This is a genomic window from Erythrobacter litoralis HTCC2594, assembly GCF_000013005.1.
Taxonomy (GTDB): domain Bacteria; phylum Pseudomonadota; class Alphaproteobacteria; order Sphingomonadales; family Sphingomonadaceae; genus Parerythrobacter; species Parerythrobacter litoralis_A.
On the sequence record NC_007722.1, the window covers coordinates 2818685 to 2832287 of the forward strand.

Genomic DNA, 13603 nt, shown 5'->3' on the forward strand with positions numbered 1-13603 from the left:
CTACCTTTCCATCAACGCGCGACGCACCGCACTCGCGACCTGGCGGCTGGAGCGTTGCATCGCGACCGGCGCGTCGGTGCCGCGTGGTGTCGCCACACGGATGGCGACGTTGACATTGCGGGGTGCTGCAGTGGCGAGCGACGGCTCCACACGGCCGGCGCTGGTCGGGACGAAGACCTCCGGGCCCCGCTCGCCGACGACGAAGCCGCGACCGGGCGAGACGGGCCCGCCGGTGGCGCGGCCGGGCAGACCGAAGAGGCCGCTCACGATGCCGCCGAACACACCGCCCAGACTGCCCTTCGCCGCGCTGCCGAAAATCTGGTCCAGGCCCAGTTGCAGTGCTTGCGCCGCGATTTGGTCGAGCACGCGGCTGGCGGTGCGCTGCAGGTCTTCGAAGCTGAGCGAGCCCTTGCGGATCGCGCTCAGCAAGCCGCGTTCGAGCACCGATCCGGCCTTGGAGAACCCGTCGAGCAATTGCCCGTCGAAAGTGCTGCGCATCTGCGCGATATCGTCGCTGAACCCTTGCGTGCTGGCGCGCACTTCGATCAGCATCTCATCGACTGGATCATCCATCGGATTGGTCTTTCATCATGCGGTCGAGGTCGGCGCGGCTCAGGGAGGCGTCGCTGGCATCCGGCGGAGTGACGGCGAGAGCGAGATCGGCCGGGGTGGCGGCCCAGAACGTCTCCGGCGGCCAGCCGAGATGCTGCGCGGCAAGCGCTGCCAGCCGGGGCACGCGCTCGCTCAGGCGATCGCTCACCCGCCGCCCTTGAGGATCGCGCCGAGCAGCGCTCGCAGCGGCGTGGCGCTGGCGGCGAGGCCCCGTGCCGCGATGGCGCTGCCCACGGCATCGCGGCCCACATCGCCGCGATCGGCTAGGCAGTGCCAGAACAGCGCGGTCATCTCGCTCAGTCGCAGTTCGCCTGCGCCCGCCCGTTCGACGAGCGCGAAGAGCGGGCCGATCTCTTCCTCCGCCGCGATCAGGGCGGCGAAACTGGGGCGCAGCACATAGTGGCGCCCATCGATCACGAGCGATGCTTCACCGCGCATCGGGTTTGGTCGCTCGTCCTGAGCCTGTCGACGGGTCATACCGCCAGCACCGCGCCCGAGCTTTCGAGCTGCAGCGTATAATTGCGCTCGCCGTTGAAATCGCCCGCATAATCGAGCCGCTGGACGAGGAACCGCCCGCGCAGCTTGGCGCCGTCCTCGAACGAGAGTTCGTAATCGTCGATCGTTCCGGCCAGCGCATGCGACTGGACCTTCGCCTCGGCGCTGCTGCCAAGGAATATGCCTGCCGCGCTGACGCTGACAGAACGGGTTCCGGCACCCGACAGCAGTTCGCGCCAGCCGCCCGATTCCTTGTGCGTCACCACCACGGTGTCGCCGTTGATCGACAGCTGCGTGGTGCGCAATCCGGCGACGGTGTCGTAGGCAAGCGGCTGGCCGCCATCGCCGATTTTGAGGAGGAAGGCTGAGCCTTTCTGGGCAGTCATGCGGGATCCTTTCGCATCAGGAAGTGGCTAGCAGCCGGAAACGATATTCCAGCAGCGTGGCGCGGATATTGTCGGGGCGGCGTTCGTTGCGGGAGCGCAGGAAACGGTTGGTGACGACGCGGAAGCCAGGCTGTGCCGGCGGGAGCGCGGCGATGCGCGACTCGAGCGCCGCCCCGCGGGCGAGGTCGGCTGCCGGGTCGTCGCTGCGCGTGTTGAGCTCGAAAGCGACGCGTATTTCGCGCCCCTGCCGATCCTTGCTTCCCCATTCGCTCGCCATGCTCGCGACAAGGGCCAGCCACGGCGCAGTGGCGCGCGCGATCTGGTCTTCGTCGATGACGTTGAGGTCGCCCACCGGGGGCGGGGCGCTGCGCAGCCAGTCGAGCAGCGCGTTGCGTAGCTGGATTTCCATGTATCAGCTCCGATCAAGCAGGGGCCAAAGGGTGTTCGCATCGCGCCACCGGCGATCCCCGGCGCGGCGCATGGTCCAGCGGGCGAGGGCGAGTTTGCGCGCCTGCGCAGCGAGCGAGCGCTTCTGCCGCCCGGGTGGCGGGTTGACGCTGCCTTCGATCATGCGACCCTCAGCCTGCGCCAGGGCCGCCACAGGGCTGCCACGGCGGCGGGCGGATTGGGACCGTCTGCGCTTTCGCGGGTGCGGAAATTATGCGCCGCCAAGCGCAGGATGCCGTGACGCAGGCCGTCGGGCAGGCTCTCCCAATCCGGTGCAAGTCCGGCGCTGAACCGCACCGCGATCCGGCCTGCTGCGCTGGGCTTCAGCAGGCGAAACAGGCCGCGCCCGTCGGCATCGATCTCGATCTCGTAGTCGCCCGGTGCAAAGGCGATCCGCGCGCCCTCGGCAGGAATGCCTTCGGTCTGCGTGATTGCTTGCACCGGGCAGGTGTAGAGGCCCTGCCAGTCGCGCCGGGCCGGGTGGATTTCCTCCACGCTCGCCGCGATCGGCAGCGATCCGGTAAAGGCTTCGCAGGTTTCCAGCGCAGAGCGGATCAGCGCTTCGAGCGATGCATCCTCGTCGCTGCGCGTTATGGCGAGCCAGTGCTTCAATTCGTCGAGCGGCGCCCCGCCAAGGACGGGCGGCGCCAGGATTGCCCGCTGCATGGCGGTCTCCCATCAGTAGTGAGAAGGGTGCGCCCGCGCTGCTCGCGAGGGAGAGGGTGACGCGCAGCAACGCGGGCGCTTTTTTGTTTTCCGCAAGCGCATCCGCGCTCGCGATGTCCTCGCGCCTTAGGCGCTGCGGGCGCGCGGTCGCGCTTGCGGTCGGCTGGTCGCCGACCGTGCTCCGCCACCAGGCAAAGCCGTTGCTGGATTGCTCCAGCACGCGAGCCGAAGGTGAGGGCAAGGCCGACCGGCCGCCCGCAGCGACGCGACCGTCAGGTCGCATGAGCGAGGATTTCGCGCCCCGGATGGGGTGCGGAGAACAAGAACTCCTACAATTCGATCTTCAGCAGCTTGATCGCATTGCTATCGAGCACCTGCCCGCCGACGCGCTTGGTCGCGTAGAAATGCACGAAGGGCTTGTTGGTGAAGGGATCGCGCAGGATCTGCGTCGCGGTCCGTTCGGCGATCAGGTAGCCGTGGCGGAAATTGCCGAAGGCGACCGGACATTCGCCATTGGCGATGTCGGGCATGTCCTCGGCCTCGACCACCGGGTAGCCGAGCAAGCGATCGGGCTGGCCCTCGACCATGCCGGGCTGCCACAGGAACGCGCCGTCGGCGGTCTTGAGCTTGCGGACCTCGGCGAGCGTCGCCGAGTTCATGACGAAGCTCGCGCCCTGGCGGTGGCCCGCCTTCATCGTGTGGACGAGGTCAATCAGCTTGGCATCGGGGTTGGAGCCGAAGCCCGCATCGTCGCCGGTTCCGACATATTGCAGCGTGCCGAAGCTGCGGGCCTGGTCGTCGCTGGTCGAATGCGGGACGGTGAGGAAACCGTCGGGCTGGTCGATGCCCGAGCCGTTGACGAAGGCTGCGCCTTCCGCCCGCGCGAACTCCATCGCGATCTCGCTGGCGAGCCAGGCTTCGAGGTCGAACCCCGCATCGTCGAGCATAGCTTGGCTAGCCGCCGGGTTGGCGTAGAGTTCACCCGTTGGCGGGGCGATTTCCTCGAAGCTCGGCGTGTCGGTCTCAGGCCGGCCGGCGGTTTCACTGACCCAGCCGCTGGCGGTGCCGCCAGTGCTGACGAGCTTGCGATAGCCTGCGCTGCCGGTCTGCACTACCTGCGCGAGGGCGCGGATCGGGCTGATTTCGACAAGCTCGCGTGCGATCATGGCGTCGATCTGCTGCGGCACGGCATAGCCGCCATCGGACGGCGTAGCGCCGGACAGCGATTTGACCTCGCTGGTCGATCCGCGGCGCAGGTAACCGTCGACGAAGCCTTTCACTTCGGTGGACTCCGATGCACCAGAGATCGCAGGGCGCGTGGCAGCGCGGCCAATCTTGTCGACGCGGGCCTTTACCTCGTCGACGTCGGATCGCAGCGTGGCGACGTCGGCTTCGGTCTTGTCCTGACGGGCGACGATGTCGAAGCTTTCTTCTGCCGTGTCGGGGGTAGGGGGAGTGGGGGTAACGGTTACGTCCATTTCAGTACCTTTCTTCGGGTGAGTCTTTCGTTTTTCGCACCCGCCTCCGCGGGTGCGTCCTCGGCGCTGTTTCGATGCTACGCATCGAGCACCTGCAGGCGCGCCCGCAGCGACCGATGGGAGCGAGGAAAGCCTAAGGGCCCGGATGGGCCCGCCGGCGATTGAGGCTAACCAACAAAATGCACCCGCGCCCCGTGCTGGAGCGGGTGGGTGACGAGGCTGACCTCTAACAGGTCGATATCCTCGAGCACCCGGCCCGAGGCATCGTGGCGGAATTGCCGTGCGCGATAACCAAAGCTGAGGCCGCTCACGGCGCGGGCCTTCAACTGCGCGGCGGCGCGGCTCGCGGGATTGTCGATGCGAGCCACGACGCGCAGGCCGCGATCGTCTTCGGCAATGTGCTCGATCCAGCCGATGCGCTGCTCCGGGCGGTGCTGCCAGAACAGCGGGATCGGAGCGCGCCGGTCGGCGAGCGTGCGCGCGAAGGCGCCGGGAAGAATTGTGTCGCGAGCAGCATCGGGCACTCCTGTGAGGGCGGCGTATCCGGCGATTTTCATGGGCGGGCTTTCAGGTCTTGGGGCTGGGGGCGTGGCTGCGCTTCGACAGGCTCAGCACGAACGGGTGTTCAAGATTGCTTCGGTGCATTCACAGCATCCGTTCGGCCTGAGCCGGTGTCGCAAAGCGACAGCTGCGCTTCCGAAGGCCACGCGCCGACACCCGTCTCACTTCAGCATGTCCCCGACACCCAGCCGCACGGCGATGCCGATCAGCAGCAGCGCGAAGATCCCGCGCACGATCCATTCGAGCGCCGCTTTCCACGCGCTCGCCTTGGCATCGCGCCAGGCCTGGAGCAGCTCGCGCAGCTCGTCGATATCCTCCTGCGCTTCCTTGTCGGAGAGGCCTAGCCGGTGCAGCGCCCGCTCGGCGCCGACCTCGCTCGCTTCCTCGACCATGGCGCGCAGGGTAATGAGTTCGCCGCCCTCATGCGTCGCCTGCGCGATCAGCCGCGCGAGCATTTCTTCGCGGGTCATGCTGCAGCTCCATCAACGCCGAGCATCCGGCGCTTCTCCTGATCGGACAGGAAGCTCGCTTCGCTGACCTGCGCCCACAGCCGCTCGCGATCTTCCGACAGTGCCGGGACGCGGTCGAGATCGACGCTGAGCGCCGCATCCGCGAACCATGCCGACAGGCCATCGGCCAGCCCGCCAAGAATCTTCCCCGCCAGCGGCAGCAGCGTCAGCCGCCACAGCGCGCGATTGGCCTCGCGATAATTGGCGTAGGTGTTGTCGCCCGGCAGGCCGAGCAGCATGGGCGGCACTCCAAAGGCGAGCGCGATGTCGCGCGCGGCGGCTTCCTTGAGCGTCGCGAAATCCATGTCCGCCGGGCTCATGGCCATCGACTGCCAGCTGAGCCCGCCTTCGAGCAGCATCGGCCGCCCGGCGTTGGGTTGGCCGCTGAAGGCTGCCTCCAGCTCGGCCTTGAGCCGCTCGAACTGGTCGGTCGTCAGCCCGCCGCCATCGTCGCTGGCATGGATCAGCGCGCCGGAGGGACGCGCCGAATTGGCCAGCAGCGCGCGGTTCCATTCGCTCGCGGCATTGTGGATCGCCACCGCCTGCCGCGCCGCCGACAGGCACCCCGCGCCATAATGATCGTCGCCTGGATGGACGCTCTTGAGATGGATGATGTTGGGCCAGCCGTCCTCATCCTCAAGCGGGATGGTCAGCGTGCGATCGGCCAGGCGGTAGTCGTAGGCGCTCGGCCAGCCATCCGCGCCCGGCACCACCGAAACCCGCTCGGGTCGCAGCGCGAACAGCTCGACCGGCTGGCCGCTCGCATCCTTGGCGACCTGGGCATAGGCATTGCCGTGCAGCAGCAGGTGGAGCGCCAGCGTCTCGACCAGCGACTGCCCTGCGCTTGGCGCGCGGATCAGCGCCAGCAGCTTGGGATCGGCTTCGGAGAGCGGCGCGCTGCCGACCCCCTCGGCGACGATCCGCACCGCCCTCTGCGCGACCGGGTTCTCGACAAAGGCCTCGCGCAAGGATGCGCCGTAGTCGAACGGGCGGCGATGGCCGCTTTCGAACGCAGTCGCCCAGGGCGAGACGAATCCGCGCGAAACAGGCACGCGGCTGCCGCCCCCGCCCTTGAAGGCGGAGGTCAGGGTGGTGAGGAATGACATGGAGCGTTCCTTGAATTCAAATAGGAGTCACCCCGGACTCGTTCCGGGGTAGTGCTTTTACTTCAGTGGCGGAAAACCCAGCGGCTCAGCCAGATCCAGCCAGTCGGGATTTGCCTCTTCGATCACATTGAACTTCCACTGGCGCGGCCAGCGTTTGATCGTTTTCTCGCGCGCGATGGCAACTTCGATATCGTCGTGCGTTTCGAACCATACGAGGCGCTTGATGTCGCGCCGGCTGGTATAGCCTTGCATCGTTTCATCGCGATGTTGGTAAATTCGCGCCATCAGATCCGACGTCACCCCGGTGTAGAGCCGCCCGCGATAATGGCTGGCGAGAACGTAAACCGTCGGTTCGAAAGTTCGCATCTGTCTTGCATGAAAGAAGCATTATCCCGGAACAAGTCCGGGATGACTGTGATGGCAGGACAGTCCACTCCATCCTCCTGTCAGCCCGGACTTGTTCCGGGCCAGTGCTTTCTTCTTCGGTTCAGAACCTTCGCACGCTCGGCTCTTCGCGCTTAGCCAGCATCAACTCACTCAGCGCCCACACCAGCGCATCGGCCCGATCCGGCGAGCGGCCCGGTCCTTCATAGCCACCGCCCGCCATCAGCCCGCACAGCTCGTCCTCGAGCTTCGCGAGCAGGCCCGCGTGGCGCACTCGCCCGGCTTCGTAGAGTGCCGCCACCGGCTCGGCCCGCGCCGCCTTGCCGCGGCTGGCGTGGACCAGCTTGACCGGCAGCGAGACGTTCGCCGCGTGCAGCACGCTCCTGACCATCGCGCCGCCCTGATTGGCTTCGGCGACGATCCGGTCGACCTGCCACGCCTTCGCCGCATTCGAGACCGCGCGCGCCCAGGTCTCGGGCGAGGCTTTCTCGACCGAGCAATCGGCCAGCACTTCGGCATTGCCGTCATTCAATTTTGCCGCGACGACGATCCCGCAGGCATCGCCGCTCGATGAGGCAGGGGGATCGACCCCGACCACCACGCGGATGCGCTCAGCGCCTGTTCCTGCGGTCCGGCACTGCTCCAGCAAGGCCCGGCTCCACAGCGCGCCATCGACCTCTTCCAGCATCTCGCCTTCGAGTTCCTGCCGCCCGAGCGATGTCGCGCCATACTGGTCGAGCATGGCTTCGAAATAGGCCGTGGGCAGCACCCCGGCGTTGTCTTCGGTCTTGCCTTGCGCCAGCACGACTGCGCCGCTTTCAACCTCGGCGTAGAGCCGCTGCATCAGAGCCACGGTGCGCGGCGTAGTGGTGGCGAGCACCCGGGGATGGTCCCCCAGCCGCATGCCCATCTGCAGATTGTCCCATGCAGCGAGCGCGCGCAGTCCGGCGTTATCCCACTTCGCGATTTCGTCACACCACGCATGCGTGTGTTGCGGGCCGCGCAGGCTCTCCGGCTCACCCGCCGAATAGAGGAAGGCCTGCGCGCCGTTGGGCCATTGCAAGCGGCGCAGCGACGGCTCGAATTCAGGTGCCAGCGCACCGGGTGACGCTGCCAGCACGCCGCTTTCGCCTTCGACCATGACGCTGCGCACTTCGACCAGGCTCGCCCCGACCAGCGCAATACGGGCTTCGCCGTCGTGGCGCGCCACGTTGCGCACCCATTCGGCTCCGGCGCGGGTCTTGCCGAAGCCGCGGCCGGCGCAGATCAGCCAGACCCGCCACGGGCCTTCGGGCGGTTGCTGCTCGTCGCGGCCCCAGACTTCCCAGTGCCAGTGCGCGAGCGCGTTATACTCATGCGGTTGCAGCGCCTTGTCGAGATCGACGCGGCGCTGTGCGCCTTTATCGCCATTGGCGCGAAACCACGCGCCGCGACTTTCACGGCTTTTGCCTGCCATGGCCTATCGGCTCTTTTCCGCTGCACGTTTTTCGCGGGCAGCCCGGGCGCGGGCGGCGCGCTCTTCGTTATCGCGCAGCTTGTCGATCTTGGCATTGATCGATTTCATCGTCGCGACCTCGTCTTCCAGCGTCTGGCGGCCACGCTCCTTGGCTACCGTGTCGCGATGGGCCGCGAGGCAGCGAAAGGCGGTGCCGATGTCGAACTTGCGCCTGGTGCCGTGTTCATCGACATCTTCGAGCCGCCCGTCACGCAACCGGCCCAGCAATTCCATCTCCAGGTTGTCATAGCCTTCGGCCAGCGCCGCATACCACTGCCGGGCGAATTCGGCATCGTGACGGCGGGTCTTGTAGACGAGGCTCTGGCTCACCGAGGCAACCTCGCAGGCGGCCTTTACGTTCGACGTTTCCGCCAATTGATCGATAAAGATGGTCTTCCAGTTCTTCTTGGCCACGTCCGATGATCCCGTCCTGCGCGGTGCCGATACGCGAACGGGCGACGCTGCGTGGTGCAGGGCCGCCCGTTTCGAATCGGTATTTCGCGATGTTCCGTTTCTCTAACCAAAGAGCGTGACGATGTCAATAGAAAAGTGCCAAATAGGTTAGTTTGATATTCGGTTGCGTGCCGTCGCGCCCTGCCGTAATCGGCTGCAAAGGCAATCGGGACCCCCCTCTCATGGTCATGAAACCGCTGCGCGGGCTCTACAACTGGACGATGGAGAAAGCCGCGCATCCCGCCGCCGAATGGTGGCTGGCGTTCTTCTGCTTCATCGAAGCGAGCTTCTTCCCGATCCCGCCGCATCCGCTGCTGGGCCTGATGTGCCTGGCCGCGCCGCAAAAGGCGCTGCGGTTCGGGATCATCGCGACCTTGAGTTCGGTGGTGGGCGGGCTGTTCGGCTATTTTATCGGCTGGGCGCTGTTCGACAGCGTCGGGGTGCCGCTGCTCGGCGCCATCGGCCTGCTCGATGCCTTGCCGGCGGCGCAGTGTACCTTCGACGAATACGGCGTCGCCGCGGTCATCATCGCCGGGGCGACCCCGGTGCCGTTCAAGCTGCTGACCATCACGGCGGGGTTCCTCGGCATGGCGCTGGTGCCTTTCATCCTGGCCAGCCTGGCCGGACGCGGGCTGATCTTCTTCACCGTCGGCCTGCTGTTCCGCATCTTCGGCGCGCCGATCAAGCTCTTCATCGACAAATATCTCGGCACCGTGACAACCGCCTTCGTCGTACTGGTCGTGGGCGGGGTACTCGCCATCACGCAGCTGGGCGGCGGCGGCGACGACGAAGATCCGTGTGCGGGCGCGGAACGCGAAGCACCGGCTCCGGCCCGCTAGGCCCAGTCCGCCAGACGCTCGCGGTCCTTCACCACAATCCGGCGGTACCCGCGCTCGATACAGCCCGCCTGCTCGAGCGTCTTGAGCGCGGCATTGGCGGTTGCGCGGGTGACGCCGGCCAGGTCGCCCAGTTCCTGCTGCCCCATCGCGATCACCGGGCCGGTGGCGGAGAGATTGCGCAGGAAATGCGCGATCCGGTTGAGCCCTCTGCCCCCATGCTGCCCGGCGACCAAGTCGATCATCTCCTGCAATTCTTCCGCCAGCCCGCTCAGCAATTGCCGCATCGCGCTGGGGTTGTTTGCCAGCGCCGCTTCGAAGCGTGCGCCTTCGATCCAGCGCAGCGAACATTCGGTGCGCGCGACCGCATCGACGACCCGCGTCCGGCCGGCCAGCCACGCCAGCTCGCCGTAGGAATCGCGTTCGCCGAGATGGGCGATGGCGCGGAAGTCGCCGCTCTCCAGATACTGGCCCACCACCACCGCGCCGCGCTCGATCACCCAGAAGCCGCTGGTCGCTTCGCCGCGCTGCTGGATCACCTGTCCCGGCGCGAACCGACGCTCGGGCGCGGCCGCGCGCAGGGCCTCGCGCAGACTTTCGTCGAGCAGGCCGAACAGCGTCGGCGCCACAACCGACCGGCCCTCGGCGCGCGATTGTATAGAATCTGACATTCCCGATTGCGATAGCGCGCTATCCGGCTTCCAACAAGGGAGTGGATCATGCCGACTGCAAGCTTCGTCGTTCTCGCCATCTATGCCGGTTTCGGCCTGCTGGAACTGTGGCGCTCGAATCTGTTCTCGAAAGCCGAACAGACCCGCGACGACGGGATCGTCGAAATCGTCAGCATGACGATGCTGGTGGTGGTGACGCAGCCGGCGGTCCTGTTCGCCTCCGCATTCCTGACCGGCCTCGCCTTCCCACAGTTCGAAGGTGCGCTGGCAGGCATCAACGTCTTTGCCGCGATCGGCCTGCTGCTGGTGTGTGATGACATGATGCAATATTGGTGGCACCGCGCGAGCCACACGTTTCCGTGGCTCTACAATCTGCACCGCGCCCATCACAACGCCCGCTACATGAGCATGCGGCTCGTGTACCGGAACAACGTCATCTACTACGCGATGATGCCCAATCTCTGGCTCACCGGCGTCCTGCTGTATCTCGGTCTCGGCTGGGTTTATGCCGGCTATCTGGTGGTCAAGATGACAGTCATCATCGGTGCGCATTCGGATGTCGCCTGGGACAAGCCGCTGTACCGGATCGCCTGGCTCTCGCCCGTCATGTGGGTGGTCGAACGGACCATCTCGACCCCCGCCACACACCACGCGCATCACGGCCGCCACGCCGACGATCCGGCGGTCAATTACAAGGGCAATTTCGGCAATCTCCTGTTCTTTTGGGATGTCCTGTTCGGCACCGCGAAGATCACCCGCACGTTCCCCTCGAGCTACGGCGTCGAAAACCTCGCCCCGGCAACGCTCGGCCAGCAATTGCTGTGGCCGATCTTTCCGGAAAAGAAGGACACGGAGCTCGCCGAACCTGTTGGAGAGGAGGCGGCGATCACCGCCGCCTGACCGGGGAAGAGGGCGGCGGCGTCGGAGGACAGGCCGCCGCCCCCTTCCTTCGCCAGGCACGGACCGTCGCGGCCGTTCCGTCACGGAATTGTCACCTGCATCGCGAAAGGCAGTCGCGGAACAGGGAAACGATCGATGCCAAAGACAGCATTGCCGCGCCGACTGGCCGCCGAGGGGATCGGCAGCTTCTTCCTGTTCGGGGGAGTCATCGGATCGGGCATCATGGCCGAGCAGCTGGCCGGCGGGAATGTCGCGCTGGCGCTGCTCGCCAATACCATCGCCACCGGCGCGATCCTCTATGTCATCATCGCCATGCTGGGGCCGATTTCAGGCGCGCACTTCAACCCTGCGGTGACCCTGGCCTTCCTGATGCGGAGAAAGATTTCGGCGGGCGACGCCGCGCTCTATGTAGCCGCGCAGATCGCACTCGGCGCGCTCGGCGCCCTGGCGGTGCACCTGATGTTCGACCTCGAAATCCTGCAATTCTCGACCAAGGCCCGCGCCGGGATCGGGCAATGGAGCGGCGAGCTGATCGCGACCTTCGGCCTCGTGCTGACGATCCTGTTGCTGCTGAAATATCGCGCGGAAGCCATCCCGGCCGGGGTCGCGCTCTATATCACCAGCGCCTACTGGTTCACCTCATCGACCAGCTTCGCCAATCCCGGCATCACCATCGTCCGCAGCCTGAGCGATACGTTCGCCGGAATCGCCCCCGCCGACGTGCCGATGTTCATCCTCGCGCAGATTGCCGGAGCGGTCATTGCGACCGGCCTCGCGGATTGGCTGACGGCGGAAGGCGCCGCGGACCATTAGCCTTCGAACGCGGTCTTCAGCGTGATCTCGGCATCGAGCAGCTTGGAAATCGGGCAATTGGCCTTGGCATCGGCCGCCAGCTCTTCGAAACGATCCTGCGCCAGCCCGGCAACCTTGCCCTTGGTCGCAAGCGCGGACTTGGTCACGGTGAAGCCGTCGCCGTCCTTTTCCAGTGTCACTTCGGCGCTGGTCGTGACGGTGCCGTTCTCGAAGCCTTCTTCGGCCAGCTTGAACGACAGCGCCATGGTGAAGCAGCTGGCATGCGCCGCGGCGATCAGTTCCTCGGGGTTGGTGCCCGGCTCGTCCTCGAACCGAGTCTGGAATCCGTAAGGCTGCGCCGAAAGCGCGCCCGAGCCGGTGGACACGAGGCCCTTCCCGCTTTTGCCAAGGCCTTCATAGGTTGCGCTGCCGGTGTTGGTGGTCTTCATCGTCGATCTCCTGTTTCAAGACATCCAACGGCAAGACCGGTGCGAGCGTTCCCCAGCTGCTTCTCCGATCAGATAATCCCGACCGTCTTCCCCGCCCGTTCGAACATGCCGAGGATCGTCGTCACTTCCTCTTCGCTATGCTCGGCGCAGAGCGAGCAGCGCAGCAGGGTCATGTTGGCGGGCGTGGCCGGCGGACGGGCCAAATTGACGTAGAGTCCTTCCTTCAGCAGCGCTTCCCACATCGCCGCGCCCTTTTCGAGGTCGGGCATGATGACGGCGATGATCGCGCTTTCCGGCGCGTCGGTGCCGAGCTGGAAGCCGAGCTCCTGCAGGCCGAGATGGAGGTTGCGCGAGTTCTCCCACAGATGCGCGCGCTTGTTGGAGCCGTGCATCAGCTTGCGGATCGACGTTGCAGCGGTCGCCACCACGCTCGGCGGGAGCGATGCGGTGAAGACATAAGGCCGGCAAACCAGCCGCATGATCTCGAACTTCGGGTGGTTGGACACGCAGAAACCGCCGACGGTGCCGACGCTCTTGGAAAAGGTGCCTATGATGAAATCGCAATCGTCGATCACGCCCGCCGCTTCGCAGACCCCGCGCCCGTTCTCCCCGATAAACCCCATCGAATGCGCTTCGTCGACCAGCACCATGGCGCCGTGTTTCTTGGCGACAGCTACCATCTCGCGCAGCGGCGCGACATCGCCCAGCATCGAATAGACGCCTTCGAGGATCACCAGCTTGCCAGCCCCTTCGGGTACGCGCTTCAGGCGCTTTTCCAGCGCTTCGACATCGTTGTGCTTGAAGGGCACGACTTCGGCATTGCCCATCGCACAGCCATCCCAGATGCTGGCGTGGCTATCGATGTCGAGGATGATGTAATCGCCCTTGCCGGCGATGGTCGAAATGATCCCGAGATTGGCGAGGTAGCCGGTCGAGAAGACCATGGCATGGTCCATCCCGTAAAACTCTTTAAGCGCTTCCTCGCACTCCTTGTGACCCTGATATGTGCCGTTGAGCACGCGGCTGCCGGTGGTGCCGGTGCCGTAATCGCGCAGCGCCTGCTCGCCCGCTTCGATTACGTCCGGGTCGAAAGTCATGCCCATGTAATTGTAGGTGCCGAGCAGGATGGTGTCGCGCCCGTTGCAGATCGCGCGGGTCGGCGACAGGACCTTCTCCATCACCAGGTTGAACGGATCCTCCTGCCCGCTGGCGAGCAGGCCCTTGCGCAGTTCGATAACATCGTCGAACTTGCTGAACAGGTCCGTGTCCCCGCCGCCGAGATCTTCCGGCTGGTCGGGCTGCGAAATGCCTTCGCTCATGCTGCTGCTTCCGTAATTTTCGAGAACGACACCTTCACGCGGCT

The 13603-nt window shown here is 65.8% G+C and carries 20 protein-coding genes; 3 read left to right on the forward strand and 17 right to left on the reverse strand.

What is annotated here, in order from left to right:
- The 14 genes from EL2594_RS13765 to EL2594_RS13825 all read right to left on the reverse strand — a co-directional run bounded on the left by EL2594_RS13765 (position 1) and on the right by EL2594_RS13825 (position 8553).
- Positions 1-573, reverse strand: a complete 573-nt coding sequence (locus EL2594_RS13765; protein WP_011415710.1) for a hypothetical protein — start codon at positions 571-573, stop codon at positions 1-3.
- Complete coding sequence (locus tag EL2594_RS13770; protein ID WP_011415711.1) at positions 566-760, reverse strand: phage tail assembly chaperone; 195 nt, start codon at positions 758-760, stop codon at positions 566-568. The genes EL2594_RS13765 and EL2594_RS13770 overlap by 8 nt, the downstream gene beginning before the upstream one ends.
- On the reverse strand, positions 757-1089 hold the full coding sequence (locus EL2594_RS13775; protein WP_049762516.1) for a gene transfer agent family protein: 333 nt from the start codon (positions 1087-1089) through the stop codon (positions 757-759). The genes EL2594_RS13770 and EL2594_RS13775 overlap by 4 nt, the downstream gene beginning before the upstream one ends.
- Positions 1086-1493 (reverse strand): phage major tail protein, TP901-1 family, encoded by a 408-nt coding sequence (locus EL2594_RS13780; protein ID WP_011415713.1) that lies wholly within the window; start codon positions 1491-1493, stop codon positions 1086-1088. The genes EL2594_RS13775 and EL2594_RS13780 overlap by 4 nt, the downstream gene beginning before the upstream one ends.
- A gap of 16 nt (positions 1494-1509) precedes the next feature.
- Positions 1510-1902 (reverse strand): tail completion protein gp17, encoded by a 393-nt coding sequence (gene gp17 / locus EL2594_RS13785; protein ID WP_011415714.1) that lies wholly within the window; start codon positions 1900-1902, stop codon positions 1510-1512.
- Between the two features lie 3 nt (positions 1903-1905).
- Positions 1906-2064 carry a hypothetical protein gene (locus tag EL2594_RS15400; RefSeq protein WP_011415715.1) on the reverse strand — a complete coding sequence of 53 codons (159 nt, stop codon included), beginning with the start codon at positions 2062-2064 and terminating at the stop codon, positions 1906-1908.
- Positions 2061-2606, reverse strand: coding sequence for a head-tail connector protein (locus EL2594_RS13790; RefSeq protein ID WP_011415716.1), 546 nt, complete (start codon positions 2604-2606; stop codon positions 2061-2063). The genes EL2594_RS15400 and EL2594_RS13790 overlap by 4 nt, the downstream gene beginning before the upstream one ends.
- Before the next feature lie 329 nt (positions 2607-2935).
- On the reverse strand, positions 2936-4084 hold the full coding sequence (locus EL2594_RS13795) for a phage major capsid protein (protein WP_011415717.1): 1149 nt from the start codon (positions 4082-4084) through the stop codon (positions 2936-2938).
- Positions 4085-4251: 167 nt separating this feature from the next.
- Positions 4252-4641, reverse strand: a complete 390-nt coding sequence (locus EL2594_RS13800) for an HK97 family phage prohead protease (protein ID WP_011415718.1) — start codon at positions 4639-4641, stop codon at positions 4252-4254.
- A 165-nt stretch (positions 4642-4806) separates the two neighbouring features.
- On the reverse strand, positions 4807-5115 hold the full coding sequence (locus EL2594_RS13805) for a DUF6127 family protein (protein ID WP_011415719.1): 309 nt from the start codon (positions 5113-5115) through the stop codon (positions 4807-4809).
- Positions 5112-6260, reverse strand: a complete 1149-nt coding sequence (locus EL2594_RS13810; protein ID WP_011415720.1) for a phage portal protein — start codon at positions 6258-6260, stop codon at positions 5112-5114. The genes EL2594_RS13805 and EL2594_RS13810 overlap by 4 nt, the downstream gene beginning before the upstream one ends.
- 57 nt (positions 6261-6317) lie before the next feature.
- Complete coding sequence (locus EL2594_RS13815) at positions 6318-6626, reverse strand: GIY-YIG nuclease family protein (protein WP_011415721.1); 309 nt, start codon at positions 6624-6626, stop codon at positions 6318-6320.
- Between the two features lie 121 nt (positions 6627-6747).
- On the reverse strand, positions 6748-8100 hold the full coding sequence (locus EL2594_RS13820; RefSeq protein WP_011415722.1) for a DNA-packaging protein: 1353 nt from the start codon (positions 8098-8100) through the stop codon (positions 6748-6750).
- A gap of 3 nt (positions 8101-8103) precedes the next feature.
- Complete coding sequence (locus tag EL2594_RS13825; protein ID WP_011415723.1) at positions 8104-8553, reverse strand: hypothetical protein; 450 nt, start codon at positions 8551-8553, stop codon at positions 8104-8106.
- Positions 8554-8774: 221 nt separating this feature from the next.
- Between EL2594_RS13825 and EL2594_RS13830 the strand changes: the two genes are divergently transcribed.
- On the forward strand, positions 8775-9431 hold the full coding sequence (locus tag EL2594_RS13830; RefSeq protein WP_011415724.1) for a YqaA family protein: 657 nt from the start codon (positions 8775-8777) through the stop codon (positions 9429-9431).
- Here EL2594_RS13830 and EL2594_RS13835 read toward each other — a convergent pair.
- On the reverse strand, positions 9428-10099 hold the full coding sequence (locus EL2594_RS13835) for a Crp/Fnr family transcriptional regulator (RefSeq protein ID WP_081432329.1): 672 nt from the start codon (positions 10097-10099) through the stop codon (positions 9428-9430). The genes EL2594_RS13830 and EL2594_RS13835 overlap by 4 nt on opposite strands.
- 48 nt (positions 10100-10147) lie before the next feature.
- Between EL2594_RS13835 and EL2594_RS13840 the strand changes: the two genes are divergently transcribed.
- Together EL2594_RS13840 and EL2594_RS13845 are read left to right on the forward strand one after the other, a co-directional pair.
- Complete coding sequence (locus EL2594_RS13840) at positions 10148-10999, forward strand: sterol desaturase family protein (protein ID WP_011415726.1); 852 nt, start codon at positions 10148-10150, stop codon at positions 10997-10999.
- 135 nt (positions 11000-11134) lie between these two features.
- Positions 11135-11812, forward strand: coding sequence for an MIP/aquaporin family protein (locus tag EL2594_RS13845; RefSeq protein WP_011415727.1), 678 nt, complete (start codon positions 11135-11137; stop codon positions 11810-11812).
- Here EL2594_RS13845 and EL2594_RS13850 read toward each other — a convergent pair.
- Both EL2594_RS13850 and spt read right to left on the reverse strand, forming a co-directional pair.
- On the reverse strand, positions 11809-12240 hold the full coding sequence (locus EL2594_RS13850) for an OsmC family protein (protein WP_011415728.1): 432 nt from the start codon (positions 12238-12240) through the stop codon (positions 11809-11811). The two genes, EL2594_RS13845 and EL2594_RS13850, sit on opposite strands and share 4 nt — an antisense overlap.
- Before the next feature lie 68 nt (positions 12241-12308).
- The gene (gene spt / locus EL2594_RS13855) at positions 12309-13559 is read right to left on the reverse strand and encodes a serine palmitoyltransferase (RefSeq protein WP_011415729.1); all 1251 of its coding nucleotides are present in this window, start codon (positions 13557-13559) and stop codon (positions 12309-12311) included.
- Positions 13560-13603: the final 44 nt, after the last annotated feature.

What these genes read in the sequence shown, in the direction of transcription:
- EL2594_RS13765 (WP_011415710.1), bottom strand. Translation starts at nt 573, where the DNA reads ATGGATGATCCAGTCGATGAGATGCTGATCGAAGTGCGCGCCAGCACG.
- EL2594_RS13775 (WP_049762516.1), bottom strand. Translation starts at nt 1,089, where the DNA reads ATGACCCGTCGACAGGCTCAGGACGAGCGACCAAACCCGATGCGCGGT.
- EL2594_RS13780 (WP_011415713.1), bottom strand. Translation starts at nt 1,493, where the DNA reads ATGACTGCCCAGAAAGGCTCAGCCTTCCTCCTCAAAATCGGCGATGGC.
- gp17 (WP_011415714.1), bottom strand. Translation starts at nt 1,902, where the DNA reads ATGGAAATCCAGCTACGCAACGCGCTGCTCGACTGGCTGCGCAGCGCC.
- EL2594_RS15400 (WP_011415715.1), bottom strand. Translation starts at nt 2,064, where the DNA reads ATGATCGAAGGCAGCGTCAACCCGCCACCCGGGCGGCAGAAGCGCTCG.
- EL2594_RS13790 (WP_011415716.1), bottom strand. Translation starts at nt 2,606, where the DNA reads ATGCAGCGGGCAATCCTGGCGCCGCCCGTCCTTGGCGGGGCGCCGCTC.
- EL2594_RS13795 (WP_011415717.1), bottom strand. Translation starts at nt 4,084, where the DNA reads ATGGACGTAACCGTTACCCCCACTCCCCCTACCCCCGACACGGCAGAA.
- EL2594_RS13800 (WP_011415718.1), bottom strand. Translation starts at nt 4,641, where the DNA reads ATGAAAATCGCCGGATACGCCGCCCTCACAGGAGTGCCCGATGCTGCT.
- EL2594_RS13805 (WP_011415719.1), bottom strand. Translation starts at nt 5,115, where the DNA reads ATGACCCGCGAAGAAATGCTCGCGCGGCTGATCGCGCAGGCGACGCAT.
- EL2594_RS13810 (WP_011415720.1), bottom strand. Translation starts at nt 6,260, where the DNA reads ATGTCATTCCTCACCACCCTGACCTCCGCCTTCAAGGGCGGGGGCGGC.
- EL2594_RS13815 (WP_011415721.1), bottom strand. Translation starts at nt 6,626, where the DNA reads ATGCGAACTTTCGAACCGACGGTTTACGTTCTCGCCAGCCATTATCGC.
- EL2594_RS13820 (WP_011415722.1), bottom strand. Translation starts at nt 8,100, where the DNA reads ATGGCAGGCAAAAGCCGTGAAAGTCGCGGCGCGTGGTTTCGCGCCAAT.
- EL2594_RS13830 (WP_011415724.1), top strand. Translation starts at nt 8,775, where the DNA reads ATGGTCATGAAACCGCTGCGCGGGCTCTACAACTGGACGATGGAGAAA.
- EL2594_RS13835 (WP_081432329.1), bottom strand. Translation starts at nt 10,099, where the DNA reads ATGTCAGATTCTATACAATCGCGCGCCGAGGGCCGGTCGGTTGTGGCG.
- EL2594_RS13840 (WP_011415726.1), top strand. Translation starts at nt 10,148, where the DNA reads ATGCCGACTGCAAGCTTCGTCGTTCTCGCCATCTATGCCGGTTTCGGC.
- EL2594_RS13845 (WP_011415727.1), top strand. Translation starts at nt 11,135, where the DNA reads ATGCCAAAGACAGCATTGCCGCGCCGACTGGCCGCCGAGGGGATCGGC.
- EL2594_RS13850 (WP_011415728.1), bottom strand. Translation starts at nt 12,240, where the DNA reads ATGAAGACCACCAACACCGGCAGCGCAACCTATGAAGGCCTTGGCAAA.
- spt (WP_011415729.1), bottom strand. Translation starts at nt 13,559, where the DNA reads ATGAGCGAAGGCATTTCGCAGCCCGACCAGCCGGAAGATCTCGGCGGC.